Below are 16,914 nucleotides of genomic sequence, written 5' to 3'. Positions count from 1 at the left end.
AGCCCGGCCCATGAACACCGTGCTGACCATGCGAGGCATCGTCAAGGACTTCCCCGGCGTGCGCGCACTCGATCACGTCGATCTCGACGTCCGCGCCGGCGAGGTGCATTGCCTGCTCGGCCAGAACGGCGCGGGTAAGTCCACGCTCATCAAGGTGCTCGCCGGTGCGCACCAGCCGGATTCGGGCGAGCTGACCTGGCTCGGGCAGCCGGTGCGACTGGCCAATCCCCTCGCGGCGACGCGGCTCGGCATCGCCACGATCTACCAGGAATTGGATCTGTGCGACGGACTCGACATCGCCGAGAACATCTTCCTCGGCCATGAGCAGTCCCGCGCCGGATTCACCCGCCGCGGGTCGACCGCGCGCGCCGCGACCGCGTTGCTCGACCGCCTCGGTCACGGCGAGCTGCGGCCGGACACGGTCGTCGCCTGCTTGCCCGCGGCGGCCAAGCAGGTGGTCAGCATGGCGCGGGCGCTGTCGCACGACGCGCGGCTCATCGTGATGGACGAGCCGTCGGCCGCGCTCGGAAATGACGAGGTGGCCAACCTGTTTCGGATCATCGATCAGTTGCGCGCCGACGGTGTCGCCGTCGTGTACATCTCGCACCGGCTCGACGAGATCCGCACCATCGGCGACCGGATCACCGTGCTCAAGGACGGCCGCACCGTCGCCGCCGGACTGCCCGCGCGCACCACCGGCACCGAGCAGGTCGTCTCGCTGATGACCGGCAACCGGGCCGAAGCGGTGCCGGCACCGCACGCGCCGCGCGCGCAGGACACCGCGGAGGTGCTTCAGGTAACGGGGTTGGGCTTGACCGGCCGCTTCCAGGATGTCTCGTTCACGGTGCGGGCCGGGGAGATCGTCGGCCTCGCCGGGTTGGTCGGGGCCGGCCGCTCCGAGGTGTTGGAGACGGTCTACGGCGCGCGTCGTGCGGCGGCGGGGCAGGTCCGCGTCGACGGTCGCCGGGTACGGCCCGGCAGCACGAGCGCCGCCGTCGCCGCCGGCATGGGTCTGGCGCCCGAGGAACGCAAATCGCAGGGTTTGTTTCTGCTGGAATCGTTGGGCCGCAACATCTCTGCCGCGTCGATGCCGCGCTACTCCCGGTTCGGCTGGTTCGATCGGCGCCGGGCACGCGCCGATACCGGCACCGTGCTCGCCCGCGTCGGCATCCGTCCGGCCGACCCCGACTATCCCGTGCGCGGGCTGTCCGGCGGGAATCAGCAGAAGGCCGTGCTGGCCCGCTGGCTGCTGCAGGACTGCCGGGTGCTGCTGCTCGACGAACCGACCCGCGGCGTCGACGTGGGGGCGCGCGCAGACGTATACGCACAGATCAGAGGTCTGGCCGAGCGCGGCGTCGCGGTGCTGATGGTCTCCAGCGACCTGCCGGAGCTGCTCGGGCTGGCCGATCGGGTGCTCGTCCTGCGCGACGGCGAGATCATTCACACCGCCCCCGCGGCCGAGCTCACCGAGCCCGACATCATCGCGATGATCATGGAAGGGAGTGCGCTGTGAGCGAATCCGAGATACCGCGTGCCGGAACCGAGCGCGGCGGCGACCCGGCCAGCCGGGCGACCGCGGTGCGCGCGACAGCGAAAGCTGCGGCGGCAGAAATCGATCCGCCCACGCGTCGCAACACCGGACGCGGCGGGCTGCGCAAACACCTGACGCTGATCGTCGCACTGCTCGCGTTGCTGATCGTCGGCGCGCTGACCAAGGGCGCGGACTTCCTCAGCACCGGCAACCTGATCACCATCCTGACCCTGGCCTCGGTGATCGGCGTGGTGACCGTCGGGATGACGTTCGTGATCATCGGCGGCGGCATCGATCTGTCCGTCGGCGCGATCATCGCGCTCGCGTCGGTCTGGTGCACCACCACCGCCACCCAGTCCTACGGCGTGGGCGGGATGGTGCTCAGCGCGCTGCTCGTCGGCCTCTGCTGCGGGCTGTTGAACGGGGCGCTCATCGCCTACGGCCGGCTGGTGCCGTTCATCGTCACGCTCGCCACGATGGTGGCCGCGCGCGGGCTGGCCGAGCAGATCTCCGGCCGGCAATCCCAGCTGGTCACCACCGATCTGCTCGCCTTGGCCCAGGATCGGGTGCTCGGCATCCCGCTGCTCGTCTACCTGTTCCTCGTGGTAGTCGCGGTCGGCTGGATCGTGCTGGAGCGCACCACCTTCGGCCGGCGCAGCGCGGCCGTGGGCGGCAATCCGGAGGCGGCCCGGCTGGCGGGCATCGACGTCCGCCGCCACACGCTGCTCCTGTACGCGGTGTCGGGGCTGTGCTGCGGCATCGCCGCCATCATGCTCACCGCGCAAACGACCACCGGCACCAGCACCAACGGCCAGCTCTACGAGCTGGACGCGATCGCCGCGGTGGTCATCGGCGGCACGCTGCTCAGCGGCGGCTTCGGCACGATCACCGGGTCGATCCTCGGGGTGCTCGTGTTCACCGTGATCGAGGATCTGTTCATTCTCAACAACCTCGAGCAACCCATCCAGGCAATCGGCAAGGGCGCCATCATCGTTGCCGTCCTGCTGTTCCAACGGTTCGGCCGCGCCCGCGCGGTGCCCACCCTCACCTGAATCACGCAACAAGGAACACCATGCGCAAGACAGTCTCTCTCCCCCGCCGCGGCATCCTCCTGTCCGGCCTCGCGGCCGGCGCGGGCGTGCTCGCCGCCGCCTGCACCGCCAACGACACCACGGCCGGAACTCAGGTGGCCGGTAGCACCGGGGACAACTCCGCCGCCGGACAGCAAGTGCGCGTCGGCTTTTCCGCGCCCGCCGCCGATCACGGCTGGACCGCGGCGATCACCCGCAACGCCAGGGCGCAGGCGGAGAAGTTCGGCGATCTGACGCTGAACGTCACCGAGGGCACCAACGACGTCAGCCGCCAGATCGAGCAGGTGCAGACGATGATCAACCAGAAGGCCGACGTGCTGGTGATCCTGCCGTTCGACGGCAACGCGCTCACCGAGATCGCGAAAAACGCGATGAACGCGGGCATTCCGGTGATCAACCTCGATCGGGTCTTCGCCTCGGCCCTCGCCTACCGGACCTGGATCGGTGGCGACAACTACGGAATGGGCGTCAACGCGGGCAATTTCATCGTCCGCAAGATGCGCGACGCCGGCCTCGGCGACCCGGTGATCGTCGAGGTGGCCGGCATCGACAGTCTCCAGCTCACCCAGGAGCGCAGCCGCGGATTCCACGACGCCGTCACCGCCGCCGGATTCCGCGTCACCGCACGGCAATCCACCGATTTCACCGCGGCGGGCGGTCAGCAGGTGGCCAGCCAGATGTTGCAGGCGACGAAGAAGATCGACGCGATGTGGAATCACGACGACGATCAGGGCATCGGCGTGCTGGCCGCGATCAAGCAGGCCAACCGATCCGGCGAGTTCGTCATGGTCGGCGGGGGCGGCTCGGCGCAGGCGATGAAGGAGATCCAGACCGGCGACTCGCCGCTGCAGGCCACCGTGCTCTACAGCCCCGCCATGGCGTCCTCGGCGGTCGCGCTGGCCCGGCTGCTCGGGCAGCGCCGGGCGCTCGGCGATCTCGCCGAACACGATGTGCCCGCGAAGATCACGACGTTCTCGGCCGTGGTCACCAAGGACAACGCCGCACAGTACCTGGCGAACGGCTATTAACCGATCGGAGTCCCATGACCTCGACAGACCGCCGCACCCTCGGCATCGGAATGGTCGGCCACGCCTTCATGGGGCGCGCCCATTCGCAGGCCTGGCGCAGTGTGGACGCGTTCTTCGATCTGCCGTGGCGGCCGGTGCCGGTGGTGCTCGCGGGCCGCGACATCGGCCGGGCGACGGCCGCCGCCGACCGGCTCGGCTGGGCCAGTGCCGTCGGTGAGTGGAAGCGGTTGCTCGATCGCGACGACGTCGATCTGATCGATATCTGCACGCCGGGCGACAGCCACGCCGAAATCGCCGTCGCCGCACTGCATGCGGGCAAGCACGTGCTGTGTGAGAAGCCGCTGGCCAACACCGTGGCCGAGGCGGAGGCGATGGCCGCCGCCGCCGAGCAGGCCGCCCGGCGCGGGGTACGGTCGATGGTGGGATTCAGCTATCGGCGCGTGCCCGCGCTGGCGCTGGCCCGGAATCTGGTGGCGCAGGGGCGGATCGGCACCGTGCGGCATGTGCGAGCGGTGTATCTGCAGGATTGGCTCGCCGATCCGGCGGCTCCGCTGAGCTGGCGGCTCGATCGGCGACGGGCCGGGTCGGGGGCGCTGGGTGACATCGGCGCGCACATCATCGACGCCACGCAGTTCGTCACCGGCGAGTCGTTGACGGGAGTGTCGGCGTTGCTGGACACGTTCGTCACCGAGCGCCCGCTGCCCGACGGCGCGGGCAGCGGGCAGGTCACGGTCGACGATGCCGCCCTGTTCCTCGGCCGGCTCTCCGGCGGCGGGCTGGCCTCGTTCGAGGCGACCAGGGTCGCCGCCGGACGCAAGAACGCACTTCGCCTGGAGCTCAACGGAACCCACGGCAGCGTGGCCTTCGATCTCGAATCGATGAACGAGCTGTGGTTCCACGATCACACCGAGGACCCGGAGACCGCCGGTTTCCGGCGCATCCTGGTGACCGAACCGCAGCACCCGTACGCCGGAGCCTGGTGGCCGCCCGGGCACGGGCTCGGCTACGACCACACCTTCACCAACCAGGTCGCCGACCTGGTCATCGCGATCGCGGCGGGCAAGGATCCGAGTCCCGGCTTCGCCGACGGGCTCGCGGTGCAGCGGGTACTGGCGGCGGTCGAGGCGAGCGCGGCCGACGACGGGCGCTGGACCGCTATCGGAGGAGGACAACCATGAGGCCGATCACGCTGTTCACCGGGCAGTGGGCGGATCTACCGTTCGAACAGGTGTGCCGGCTGGCCGCCGACTGGGGCTATGACGGGCTCGAAATCGCCTGTTCGGGCGACCATTTCGAGGTGGACAAGGCGCTCGCCGATCCCGGCTACGCCAAACGCAAACAACAGACCCTCGAACGGCATGGGCTACGGGTGTTCGCCCTGTCGAACCACCTTGTCGGCCAAGCCGTCTGCGACCATCCGATCGACGAACGGCACCGGGCGATTGTGCCGCAGCGCATCTGGGGCGACGGCGAACCGGAAGGCGTGCGCCGGCGGGCCGCCGCCGAAATGGCCGATACCGCAAGGGCCGCCGCTCAACTCGGCGTCGATACGATCGTCGGCTTCACCGGATCGAGCATCTGGCACACCGTCGCCATGTTCCCGCCCGTCCCGGCGGCGGTCATCGAACGCGGTTACCAGGATTTCGCCGAACGCTGGCACCCGATCCTCGACGTGTTCGACGCCGAGGGCGTCCGGTTCGCCCATGAGGTGCACCCCAGCGAGATCGCCTACGACTACTGGACCACCGTGCGCGCCCTCGCCGCCATCGATCACCGCCCGGCCTTCGGCTTGAACTGGGACCCTTCCCATTTCATCTGGCAGGACCTGGACCCGGTCACCTTCATCCTCGACTTCGCCGATCGCATCTATCACGTCGACTGCAAGGACACCAAGGTCCGCTGCGGCGACGGCCGCCGCGGCCGCCTCGCCTCCCATCTCCCCTGGGCCGACCTGCGCCGCGGCTGGGACTTCGTCTCCACCGGCCGCGGCGACGTCCCCTGGGAGGACTGCTTCCGCGCCCTCAACGCCATCCACTACACCGGCCCCGTCTCCATCGAATGGGAAGACGCGGGCATGGACCGCCTGGCCGGCGCACCCGAAGCCCTCGCCTTCATCCGCCACCACAACGCCACCACCCCACCGACCACCTCGTTCGACGCGGCGTTCAGCACCGATTGGTGACCGGTGTCGAATCATCGGGTCCGCCCCCGCCGGGACAGCAGCGACTGGCCCACGACCAGCGCGCCGAGGATGAGGACGGTGCTGCCGATCATGCGTAGGGCGAGGTCGGCGCCGGAGATGAACGCGGTGACGATGTCGTTGGTGCGGTCGGGGGTGGCGGCCACGGCCTGGGCCACGGTGTGCGGGTCGTGGGCGGTTCGGATGTCGGTGGGCAATGCGGCGATGAAGCGGGCGGTGAGGATGGTGCTGATCACGGCGACGCCGAGGGCGCTGCCGAATTCGCGGGTAGTGGCTTGTAATCCGGCGCCCACGCCGGCCTGCGCGTGCGGGAGCGAACCGGAGATGGCACCCGAGAGGGTCGGAAGGGCCAGGGTCACACCGATTCCGGTGACGACGAGCCAGGCGGCGTACTCGACGTAGGGCGTTCGCGCGTCGCTGGTGGACAGGCCGAGCAGCCCGCCGCCGACGAACGCGAAGGCCAGGGCGATGGTGGCGTCGAGGCCGATGCGCTGGGACAGGCGGCCGACGTGGCGGGCGCCGAGGATGATCGGGACGGTCAGCGGGATGATGCCGAGGCCGGTGCGCAGGACGCTGAAGCCCTTGCCGTACTGAAGGAACGACGCGTTGACGTAGAACAGCGCGAACATGCCGAAGAAGATCGCCGTCATCCCCAGGCACGCGCTGCGCAGGCCGGCGACCTTGAACAGGCGCGGATCGAGCAGCGGGTGTTCGACGTTCAGCTCGACCACCGTCCAGACCGCGAACAGCACTGCGGCACAAACGAATCCACCGACGACGACCGGACTCCCCCAGCCCGATTCCGGCCCCTGGACGATGCCGAGCAGCAACGCCACCGACGCCGCGACGAACAACACCGCGCCGGGCAGGTCGAGGGCGCGATCGTGGCGCGGCGACACCGGTGCGATCCGCCCGACCAGCACCGCGAGCACCAGGGAAATCGGCACGGCGGCGATGAACAACCAGCGCCACGAGCCACCCGAAAGAATCGCTCCGCCACCGACATTGCCGACGACGCCGCCGATACCGGTCATCGAGGCCCAGGCCGCGATCGTCGCGCCCTTGCGTTCGGCGGGCACCGCATGCAGCAGCACGGCAAGCGTATTGGGCAGCACGGCGGCCGCGCCGACCCCGGTGATCGCGCGACTGACCAGCAGCACAGCGACATTCGGGGCGACCGCCGACAGCAGCGCGCCCGCCGCGAACAGCCCGAGACCGGCCAGCAGAACGCCTTTGCGCCCGAAGCGATCTCCCGCGGCGCCGCCGGGAATCACCAGGCAGGCGAAGAAGATGACGTAGGTGTCAACGATCCACACCAGCGTCGAGGCGGACGGGTGCAGTCCGCTCGCGGCGAGCAACGGGACGGCGAGATTGATCGCGGCGACCATCCCGACGGCGACCACGACACAGGCACACATGACGGCGAGCAGTCCGCGTTGGCCGACCGGTCGAGGCGGGCGCTGCGGCGAGGCGGGCGGTCGTTCACGGGTCAAGACATTGAATGGCATGGTCACGACGTTATGGAGTCGGATGGATTCCACGCCACGCAACTTCAACAACAGTCATTTGCGTACGATGCAACTATGCCCGAACAGCTCGACCTGAACCTGCTTCGCGTGTTCGACGCGCTGCTCCAGGACGGCAGCGTCACCGCCGCGGCCGAACGCCTGCACCTGTCGATCCCGGCGACCAGCCGGGCGCTGGGCCGATTGCGGCGCGCGATGCACGATCCGATCCTGGTCCGGGCCGGCCGCGGGATGGCGCCGACCCCGTTCGCGCTGCGCACCGCACCGCGGGTGCGCTCGCTGCTCGACGAGGCGTCGGCCTTGATCAGTGCCGACCGCGAGGTCAGCGTCGCCGAACTGAAGCGCACCTTCACGATTCGGATCAACGACGGCGTGGCCGTGACGCTCGCCGCGGCCGCCGCCGAAGCCTCGGCCGCGGTCGCCCCCGGCGTGACGCTGCGGTTCGTCGCGGAGGGCAGCGAGAGCGTCGAAGCCCTGCGCGACGGTTCGGTCGATCTCGATATCGGCGCCACCGATGTCACCGCGCCCGACATCCGCGACGCACCGCTCTACCGCGAACCCATCGTCGGCATCGTCCGCGCCGACAGCCCGCTGGGCAAACACCGCCGTCCCACGTTGGCCCAGTTGTGCGCCTACCCCCACGTCTCGGCCTCCCGCCGCGGTCGTGCGCGCGGCCCCCTCGACGACGTGCTCGACGCCGCGGGCCTGCAACGCCGGGTGGCCGCGGTGGTGCCCACCGCCGCCGTGGCCGCACTCCTGGTCTCCACGAGCCACTATGTGGGCCTTGCCCCGCGCCGCCTGGCCGAGCAGTACGGCGCGGCGCTCGGTCTCCGCTGGTTTCCCATCGCCGGCCTGCCCGACATCGAGGTCCGGCTGCTCTGGCACGCCCGGCTCGACGCCGACCCGGCCCAGCGCTGGCTACGCGCGACGATCCGCGACGCACTCGAGGTCAACCGCACCGGTTCCGTTCTCCCGCAACCGGACTTGCCGCGCTGACCCGCGTGCGCGGGTCACAGGCGGTGCGGCTGCGGTGCCAATTCGTCCGCGTCAGCGGGCTCGAGCTGCGCCAGGTTGCCGAACACCGCCACCGCGACCGCGCCGCCGATGGCAAGCACGAAACCCAACCCGGCCAGCCACCCGAGACCGGGCCGCGAGGTGTCGCCGAGCACCAGCACGCCGACGATTCCCGGAATGACCGTCTCGCCGACCACCAGCGCCGCGGTCGCCCCGTTCACCGAACCCAGTTGCAGCGCGACGGTATGGAGATAGAACCCGCCGATCCCGGCGATCGCGATCGTCCAGGCGGCCGGATCGGCGAGCAGGGTGGCCACGTTCAACGGATCGATTCCCTGCACGATCCGTACCGCGATCGCCAACGCCCCGAAGAGGATTCCGGCCGCCAACCCCGCGGCCACCGCTGCCCGCGAACCCAGCCGGCGCACCACCAGCTGACTGCCCGCGAACAGCACCACCGACGCGATCAGCACGCCCCAGTGCAGCACCGGATCGTCGCTGCCGCCGCCCTCGTTCCCCGCGGCGGCGCCCAGCGCGGCCAGCGCGACGATCACCGTGCAGATCGCCACCCAGTCGCGCGCGTGCAAGCGGATGCCGAGCACGAAGATCCCCAGCACCGCGGTGATGATCAGATTCGCGCTCATGATCGTCTGGGAGAGAAACAGCGGAATCAGCCGCGCCGACACGGCGTTCCCGGCGAACCCCACCACATCGAGCACGCTGCCGATGATGAACCACGAGGTCAGCACCGCCGCGACCGTGGACGCGACGGTGGGCGCACCGGTCTCGGTCAGCTGCCCCTCGGCACCCCGCGCCTGCGCCGCCGCGGCCGACCGACGCGCCGCGTACGCCTGCAACACCGAGGCCACCCCGTACCCGGCACACGCGAGGAACGCGGCGAACAGACCAATCAGCACGCGACTTCCCCCATCGACCTCGAACTCATCGTTTTCGTCACGACCGAAGATAACGCCCGCTCACTCCTGTCCCGCCGACCGGCATCTCCGCGACGCCGAACGAGTTACGAAGATCACCCGAACCGTCGCCGCCGCGAACTCCGTACCTGAATAAGTGGACGGATTGACCACTTAGGCCGTAGCCTTCAGGCAGTTATAAGTGGACATGATGTCCGCTTGATTCGGAGGTAACGCGATGCCCACGACGGCCGACACCACTCCCCTTGCCCGCGAACACTTTCCGGCCGCGCGCCGATGGGCGTATCTGAATCACGCCGGAATCTGCCCGATGCCGCAGCCGTCGGTGGATGCGATGCTGCGCCGCGCGACCGAGGTTTCGCTGGACGGCGAGTTCACCTACGCGGCACACAGCGCCGACATCGAACGCGTGCGCGGGTCGGCCGCCCGGCTGCTGGGCGTGCCCGCGCGTGACGTCGCGTTCGTCAAGAACACCACGACCGGACTCGGAATGATCGCCAACGGCCTCGACTGGTCCCCCGGCGACCGGGTGGTCGTGCCGGATCTGGAGTTCCCGTCGACGCTCTACCCGTGGCTGGCCCTGGCCGATCGAGGCGTCATCGTCGACCGCGTGCGACCAGAAGCCCCGAGCGGAAAACTCACCACCGAGGCGTTCATCGATCGGATCCAGGCCGGACCGCCGCCGAAGCTGGTTGTCACCAGCTGGGTGCAGTTCGGCCGCGGCTGGCGCGTCGATCTCGCCGCGCTGGGTCGCGCGTGCGCCGCGGCCGGAACCCTGTTGTGCGCGGACGTGATTCAAGGACTCGGCGCGATCCCGGCCGAATTGGCCGACTGGGGTGTCGATTTCGCCATGGCGGACGGCCACAAGTGGCTGCTCGGCCCGGAGGGCAGCGGCGTCCTGTACGTGCGCGGCTCCCGGCTGGAGTTGTTGCGCCCGCTGGAACCCGGCTGGAACTCGGTCGCACACCGCGAGGAATGGGACAACCTCGACCTGGTATTCGACGACACCGCACGACGTCTGGAAGGCGGGATGCCGAACGTCACCGGCATCGCCGCGCTCGGCGCGTCCATCGATTTGCTGCTCGACGCGGGCGTGCCGGCGATCTGGGCGCACGTCGATCGCCTCTGCGATCGGATCTGCGCGGGCCTCACCTCGATCGGCGCGACCGTGCTGTCGGACCGCTCCGCGGAGGGCCGCTCCGGGATCGTCGCCGTGCACCTCGACGGCCCGCCGATCCCCCTGCTGGCCAAGCAGTTACAGGCCGAAGGCATCGCGGTGTCCGCGCGCGCCGGCGGGCTGCGCATCTCGCCGCACGGTTACAACACCGAAGCCGACATCGATCGCCTCATCGCCGCGGTGGCGCGGCTGATCCGCGGCTGAAACCGCCGAACCGAGGGCGCCGGGTGCCGCATACTCATGACTATCCCCCCGTAGGAGTCCTCATGGATCTCGCGGCACCCCTGTGCGTAGTCGGCGCCGGCCAGAGCGGCATCCTGGCCGCCGCGAAGCTGCGCGAGCTCGGGTTCGAGCACATCGACCTGCTCGAGGCCGGACCGCGGCTCGGCGGTTACTGCCAGACGGTGGAAGTCGACGGTGACGTCTTCGATTTCCAATCACACCTGGTCATCCAGCAGTCCTTCGGCGCGGATATGGCGGGCACCGCGATCGACGAGCTGCTGCGCAACCATCCGGTACCGACGAAGACCGAGTCGCTCTACTTCGTCGGAAGGTCCGACTCCGGCACACCGAAGCCTGCCGTGCCGCCGCACCTCCTGCCGCTGTTCCAGAGTCTCACCGCGGAGCAGGCGACCGATCAGCTGGTCGAGGCCTGGAACATCATCGAACGAGCGGCCAGGCAACGGCACGCGCCCGGGCAGCACGGATTGATGTTCGACCGCGTCCCCGGCGAGACCTGGGAGACCTACCGGGCCCGCCACGCACCGCTGGTCGGCGAGGTGCTGCAGGGGCTGGCGATCTACGCCAACATGCGCAGGCCGCGCCAGCCCGCCGAGACCATCATCAACATCAACGCGAACATCTCCGGACACGTCTCGCAACTCGCCAAACTCGTTCTCTCGCTTCATTCGGCCCAGAAGCAGTCCCTGCTCGCCAGGATGCCGCCGTCACTGGTCGCACAGCTGGGTTCCCGACGTCCGGTGAGCCTGAGCTTTCGCGGGGGGTTCGTCAGTTTTCTGCGCCGAATCGCCGACGACCACCGGCTCACCGTCACGGTGAACAGCCGGGTAACGCACATCGAACCCGTTCCGCCGCAAGGGGTTCGGGTCACCTACTCGGCGGACGGCGCGCAGCGCAGCGCGCTCTATTCGCACGTGGTGGTGACCGCGCGCCCCGCGCAGATTCGACAGATGTTCCCCGCGGGCGACATTCACGAACTGTTCGCCGAGCGGAACTGCCCGCGCGCCTGGACGCGCAGCTACCTGATCCGAGCGCACGAGGAGCGCGTCGCCTTCCCTCGCCGCGCGGATTCCGTTGAGCCCTTGGGCTTCTGGGTGATCGACCCGTACGGCAGCTATACCGACACCGATCCCGAGCAGGCCATGCACCGGATCACCGCCGCGAACAAGCAGAACCCGGGACCGTACTGGGTCTGCTTCAGCAATTCCGACACCTCGATCTCCGACGCGCAGGCCTGGTCGCTCGCCAGGGAGAGCCTGTTCCTCTTCGACGACCCCGAACTGATCGCCGAGACCATCGCCGAGTGGCCCGCCTACCCGAGCGCGGCCGCGGTCCGCGACGGCTGGTTCGAGCGGGTGGCCGAGATCCAGGGGCGGCACGGCATCCACTTCGTCGGCGAGATCCTCTCCGGTCCGACCGCCGAATGCATCAGCTCGTTCGTCCGCGACGCCATCCCGCAGTGGTTCGCCACCGGGGCCACGCCCTGAGGGCAAACTTTCAGTTACTGTTGGTTACAGTCAGGTATCCGGAGCATGCCGGCCCGAGGCGGTGAATCGGTGACCAACAGTCGAGCGATGGTTCGTGCCTGGTGGCGATACCGGGTCGATTATCGCTGGCTCATCGAGACGCTCGAATCCCGCTCCGCGCTCGGCGCGTTGAAGTTCATGGTCGGCGCGGGCGGCATCGTCCTGGGGTTCATCACGATGATGGCCCTGATCTCGAAGGCCGGGCAGCCAGGTCACGCCGGGCACGCGCAGGCGGTGGTCGTGATCGTGATGGCCGGGGTGTGGACCGTGCGCTGGTGGGCGCTGCCGTGGCCGAGCGAGCGCGAATCGCTGCTGTGGGTGGCCGCCGTCGACCTCGCCATCACCGCCAACAACGTGATGATCCAGGACCGGCTGCTGGGCGCGATGGGCTGCGTGCTGCTGGTGACGACCGGCGGGTACATCACGATCTTCCACGGGCCGCCGGTGCTGGCGCTGCACGTCGGCTGGTCCGTGCTCTCGGTCTTCGGGTTGTCGGCGATGATGGTGCTCGGCGTGCCGACCGGCACCGGGCACGGGAAGGGCGACGTCGCGCTCGGCATCGTGGTTGTGCTGGTGGTGATCGCGGTGACCGGGGTGGTGCTGCCCGTCGTGCAGTTCTGTAGCTGGCTGCTGCGGGTGGACGCGCTGTCCGACCCGCTGACCAAGCTGCTCAACCGGCGCGGCCTCGACTCGCACCTGCCGCGGTATTTCGGTCCACGCCGCCGCGATCGCGTCTACGTCGTCACCCTGGACCTGGACCGGTTCAAAACCGTCAACGACACCTTCGGCCACTCGTTCGGCGACCAGGTGCTGATCCGGACCGCCGAACAATTGCGGGCGGCGGCGCCACCCGACGCCATCGTCGTGCGCACCGGTGGCGAAGAGTTCATGGTCATCGGCAGGCTGCACGGCGCGGATATCGCCGCCGTCGCCGAACGATTCCGGCACGCGATCGAGACGATGCCCGGCCTGCCGAGCACCATCACCGCCAGCGTCGGCGCGGCGGAATTCGCACCCGGCCCGCAGTGCGAACCGCACCCGACAATGACCCCGCGGCTGCTGTTCCGCAGCTCGGACTCGGCCATGTATCGCGCGAAGCAATTGGGCGGCAACAATGTGGTGATCGCCGACCCCGAGGACGCGATCCCGCCATTGCACGATCTTCGCCACCTATCGTGAAGGTGTGCCCCCGCTCGCCGCTGCGCCCGGACCACGAGAAAGCTCCGGCCCCAACCGTTTTCTGCTCTGGCTGGTGATCAGCCAACCCCGGCGGGTGCTGCTCGGGGCGACGCTGGGCAGCCTGTGGATGCTGGCCCTCACGGTGCCGCCCTATCTGCTCTCGCGCGCCATCGACGACGGCCTGGCGAACAACGACATGGTGGCGTTGTCCGGTTGGGCGGCAGCGTTGTTCGGCATCGGGGTGGTGAACGCGGCGCTGAGCATCGCCCGCCATCGGACCATGTCGAAGATCCGGATGGAGGCGTCCTTGCAGACCGTGTCGGCCACCGTCGAGCATTGCGTCCGGCTCGGCGCCGACCTTTCGCGCCGGATCGGCGCGGGCGAGATCGTGGCGATCGGCAGCGGTGACGCGCAGGTGATCGCGCAGTCGCTCACGGTGACGGGGCCCGGCATCGGCGCCGCGATCGGCTATGTCGTCGTCGCGGTCGTCATGTTCGCCATCTCGCCGCCGCTCGCGGTGGTGGTGCTGGCGGGCGTGCCGATCCTGGCGCTCACCGTAGGCCCGCTGCTGCGCCGCATCGAGCGAGCCGGGGCCGGCCACCGCGAGCAGCAGGGCGCACTGACCACCCGGCTGGTCGACGTGTTCAACGGTCTCCGGGTGCTGAACGGCATCGGCGGCAAATCCGTGTACGCCGCTCGCTACCACCATGATTCGCGGGCGCTCGTCACCCAGGGATACCGGGTCGGGGTCGCCACGAGCTGGGTGGACGCGCTCGCCACCGGGTTGCCCGCGGCCTTTCTCGCGATCGTCATCTGGTTGGGCGCGCGGATGGCGGCCGCGGGCTCGATCACGGTCGGCGACCTGGTCGCCGTCTACGGGTACACCGCGATGCTGGTCTTTCCGGTGTCCTTCTTCATCGAGGGCGCGGGAGACATCGCCCGCGCCAGGGTGGCCGCCCGGCGAGTCACGCGGTTGCTGTCGATCTCGCCGGAGAAGCCGATCGACTCCGGCACGGTCGATGCCCCGGCCACGGCGTCGATGCTGCGCGATCCCGCCTCCGGCGTCGAGGTACGTCCCGGGGTGTCGACCGCGCTGGTCGGCGATCGACCGGCCGCGAGCGCGGCGATCATCGACCGGCTCGGCGGGTTCCTCGAGTCGGACGCCACGTGGGGTGGAATCCGCGTCGACGCCATCGTCCCCGATCAGCTCCGACGCCGAATCCTGGTCGCGGACAACGACGCCTACCTGTTCACCGGCAGCGTCCGCGACGTCGTCGCCGGCCGGCACGAGCCCGACGACGACCGGATACGCGACGCGTTGCGCGTCGCGGTCGCGACGGACGTGGTCGACGCGCTGCCCGACGGACTCGCCGCGACGATCGATCCCGGGGGCCGCAATCTCTCCGGCGGGCAGCGCCAACGGCTCCGGCTCGCCCGGGCCGTCTACGCCGAGCCCGAGATACTGCTGGCGGTGGAGCCGACGTCGGCCGTGGACGCACACACCGAGGCCGCCATCGCGACCCGGCTCGGTGCGGCACGACGAGGTCGGACCACGGTTGTCACCACGACTTCCCCGCTCGTGCTCGACCACGTGGACGCCGTGATCTACCTGGTCGACGGCGTTGTCGCGGCGACCGGCAGCCACCACGATCTGCTCCGGAGCGAGCCAGGCTACCGCGCCCTCGTGTCCCGCGGCGCCGACGCGAGAGCACGTCGATGACCGCCCCGCTGCCGGTGGCGGACGCCGCGCAGATCCGCCGTGCCGCGGCGAACGAGATCCGTATGGACGCACCGGCATTCACCGCAGTCCTGGTGCTCAATGCGCTCGCGGTGGCCGCCGGTCTGGCCGGCCCGTGGCTGCTCGGCCGGATCGTGGATGCCGTCGGCACGGGGCATCCGGGGACAGCCGCCGTGGACCGCTTGGCCCTGGCCATCCTCGCCTGCACGGTCGCGCAGATCGTGCTCACCCGGTACGCGCGATACGTCGGCTACCGATTCGGTGCGCGGGCCGCGGCACGCATTCGCGAACGTTTTCTCGGGCGCGTGCTCGCGTTACCCGCCGCGGTCGTGGAGCGGGTTTCCGGCGGCGACCTGATCGCGCGGGGCAGCACCGACGCGCCGACCATCGCGGCCATGCTCCGGACCGCCGCGCCGGACGTTTTCGTCGCCGCCATCCAGTGCGTGTTCCTCATCGGCGCGGTGCTGGCCCTGCACCCGCTTCTCGGATTGTCCAGTCTCAGTTGCCTGTTCGTCAGTACCATCGTCCTGCGCTGGTATCTACGCAGATCGCGCGCCGCGTATCTCACCGAGGCAGCCAGCGGTGCACAGCTCGCCGAACTCATCGCGACCAGCGCCGCCGGGGCACGCACGATCGAGGCACTCGGCCTGGCCGACCGGCACAGTGCGACAACCGCTTCCGCCATCACCACGGCTCGCCGGGCACGATTGGCGACCCTGCGGCTACGCACGGTACTGTTTCCGGCACTGGACGTCTCGTACGTCCTCCCACTGGTCACGGTGCTGCTGATCGGCGGCGCGCTGCACGGTCGAGGGGCGGTCAGCCTCGGCACCGTCGTCGCGGCCGCGCTGTATCTGCGACAGCTGGTCGATCCGCTGGACACGGTCATGCTGTGGGTGGACGGCGTGCAGACGGCCGTCGCGTCCTACGCCCGGGTGGAAGGTCTGGCCGCCGCGCCGACGACGAGGCCGGCCGTCTCGGCGGAACCCGCGGACAATCGGATCCAGCTGGCCGATGTGCGGTACGCGTACGACCGCGGCGATGTGCTGCACGGCGTCGACCTCGATATCCGGCCGGGTGAACGGCTCGCCGTCGTCGGCACCTCCGGCGCGGGCAAGTCCACGCTCGCCAGGCTGATCGCGGGCGTCGACGCGCCACGGACCGGGGCGGTACACCTCGGGGGCGTGCCGATCTCGGCCCTGGACGCGGAGCGCCTGCGCCACCACGTCGTCCTGGTCACGCAGGAACAGCACGTCTTCAACGACACCGTGCGCGCAAACCTGCTCCTCGCCGAGCCGAACGCGACCGACCCCCAGCTGCGCGCCGCGCTCGCCGCGGTGGGCGCGGACTGGGCCGAGGATCTGCCGAACGGTCTCGACACCATGCTCGAAGGCAACGACCACCGCCTCGACGGCGCACAGGCACAACAGCTTTCGCTGGCCCGCGTGGTCCTCGCCGATCCGCATACCGTCGTGCTCGACGAGGCCACCGCGCAGCTGGACCCGACGTCGGCGCGAGCCACCGAGCGAGCGCTGGGCGTGGTCCTCGACGGACGCACGGTGATCGCGATCGCGCACCGGCTGCAGACGGCATACGATGCGGACCGGGTCGCGGTGCTGGACGCGGGGCGGATCATCGAACTCGGCACCCATGCCGACCTGGTCGCGCGCGAGGGCACCTATGCGGCGCTGTGGCGTTCGTGGCAGGGATAGCGTCCAAACGCGCTGCC

Annotated in this window: 13 protein-coding genes; 11 read left to right on the top strand and 2 right to left on the bottom strand. The window is 69.8% G+C overall.

Going from position 1 to position 16,914, the window contains the following annotated elements:
• The first annotated feature begins 10 nt into the window (after nt 1–10).
• Genes ACFQ9K_RS18375 through ACFQ9K_RS18355 form a run of 5 tightly spaced genes read left to right on the top strand, consistent with a single transcriptional unit; the run spans nt 11 to nt 5,832 of the window.
• Nucleotides 11–1,513, top strand: coding sequence for a sugar ABC transporter ATP-binding protein (locus ACFQ9K_RS18375; RefSeq protein WP_378725099.1), 1,503 nt, complete (start codon nt 11–13; stop codon nt 1,511–1,513).
• The gene (locus tag ACFQ9K_RS18370; RefSeq protein WP_378725101.1) at nt 1,510–2,583 is read left to right on the top strand and encodes an ABC transporter permease; all 1,074 of its coding nucleotides are present in this window, start codon (nt 1,510–1,512) and stop codon (nt 2,581–2,583) included. Before ACFQ9K_RS18375 ends, ACFQ9K_RS18370 begins: the two co-directional genes overlap by 4 nt.
• 20 nt (nt 2,584–2,603) lie before the next feature.
• Nucleotides 2,604–3,650: a substrate-binding domain-containing protein gene (locus ACFQ9K_RS18365; RefSeq protein ID WP_378725104.1), complete on the top strand. Its 1,047-nt coding sequence runs from the start codon at nt 2,604–2,606 to the stop codon at nt 3,648–3,650.
• Nucleotides 3,651–3,664: 14 nt separating this feature from the next.
• A complete protein-coding gene (locus tag ACFQ9K_RS18360) occupies nt 3,665–4,828 on the top strand; it encodes a Gfo/Idh/MocA family protein (protein ID WP_378983383.1) in 1,164 nt (387 codons plus the stop codon).
• Complete coding sequence (locus ACFQ9K_RS18355; protein ID WP_378724749.1) at nt 4,825–5,832, top strand: sugar phosphate isomerase/epimerase family protein; 1,008 nt, start codon at nt 4,825–4,827, stop codon at nt 5,830–5,832. Before ACFQ9K_RS18360 ends, ACFQ9K_RS18355 begins: the two co-directional genes overlap by 4 nt.
• Before the next feature lie 11 nt (nt 5,833–5,843).
• Here ACFQ9K_RS18355 and ACFQ9K_RS18350 read toward each other — a convergent pair whose 3' ends face one another.
• Nucleotides 5,844–7,358, bottom strand: coding sequence for an MFS transporter (locus ACFQ9K_RS18350; RefSeq protein ID WP_378724747.1), 1,515 nt, complete (start codon nt 7,356–7,358; stop codon nt 5,844–5,846).
• A 75-nt stretch (nt 7,359–7,433) separates the two neighbouring features.
• Here ACFQ9K_RS18350 and ACFQ9K_RS18345 point away from each other — a divergent pair, with 75 nt between their 5' ends.
• A complete protein-coding gene (locus ACFQ9K_RS18345) occupies nt 7,434–8,372 on the top strand; it encodes a LysR family transcriptional regulator (protein WP_378724745.1) in 939 nt (312 codons plus the stop codon).
• A 14-nt stretch (nt 8,373–8,386) separates the two neighbouring features.
• Here the strand turns inward: ACFQ9K_RS18345 and ACFQ9K_RS18340 are convergent, their stop codons facing one another.
• Nucleotides 8,387–9,307 (bottom strand): hypothetical protein, encoded by a 921-nt coding sequence (locus ACFQ9K_RS18340; RefSeq protein WP_378724743.1) that lies wholly within the window; start codon nt 9,305–9,307, stop codon nt 8,387–8,389.
• A gap of 235 nt (nt 9,308–9,542) precedes the next feature.
• Here ACFQ9K_RS18340 and ACFQ9K_RS18335 point away from each other — a divergent pair, with 235 nt between their 5' ends.
• The 5 genes from ACFQ9K_RS18335 to ACFQ9K_RS18315 all read left to right on the top strand — a co-directional run bounded on the left by ACFQ9K_RS18335 (nt 9,543) and on the right by ACFQ9K_RS18315 (nt 16,897).
• Nucleotides 9,543–10,706 (top strand): aminotransferase class V-fold PLP-dependent enzyme, encoded by a 1,164-nt coding sequence (locus ACFQ9K_RS18335; protein WP_378724741.1) that lies wholly within the window; start codon nt 9,543–9,545, stop codon nt 10,704–10,706.
• Nucleotides 10,707–10,768: 62 nt separating this feature from the next.
• Nucleotides 10,769–12,229 (top strand): FAD-dependent oxidoreductase, encoded by a 1,461-nt coding sequence (locus ACFQ9K_RS18330; RefSeq protein WP_378724739.1) that lies wholly within the window; start codon nt 10,769–10,771, stop codon nt 12,227–12,229.
• Nucleotides 12,230–12,316: 87 nt separating this feature from the next.
• Nucleotides 12,317–13,447, top strand: coding sequence for a diguanylate cyclase domain-containing protein (locus tag ACFQ9K_RS18325; protein WP_378724736.1), 1,131 nt, complete (start codon nt 12,317–12,319; stop codon nt 13,445–13,447).
• Between the two features lie 73 nt (nt 13,448–13,520).
• Nucleotides 13,521–15,167, top strand: a complete 1,647-nt coding sequence (locus ACFQ9K_RS18320) for an ABC transporter ATP-binding protein (protein ID WP_378724734.1) — start codon at nt 13,521–13,523, stop codon at nt 15,165–15,167.
• Nucleotides 15,164–16,897, top strand: coding sequence for an ABC transporter ATP-binding protein (locus ACFQ9K_RS18315; RefSeq protein ID WP_378724731.1), 1,734 nt, complete (start codon nt 15,164–15,166; stop codon nt 16,895–16,897). Before ACFQ9K_RS18320 ends, ACFQ9K_RS18315 begins: the two co-directional genes overlap by 4 nt.
• The last annotated feature ends 17 nt before the right edge of the window (nt 16,898–16,914 follow it).

The organism is Nocardia sp. NPDC056564 (assembly GCF_042793755.1).
Lineage (GTDB): Bacteria > Actinomycetota > Actinomycetes > Mycobacteriales > Mycobacteriaceae > Nocardia.
The sequence above is the reverse complement of the archived record's forward strand: the minus strand, read 5'-3'. Positions and strand labels throughout refer to the sequence as shown.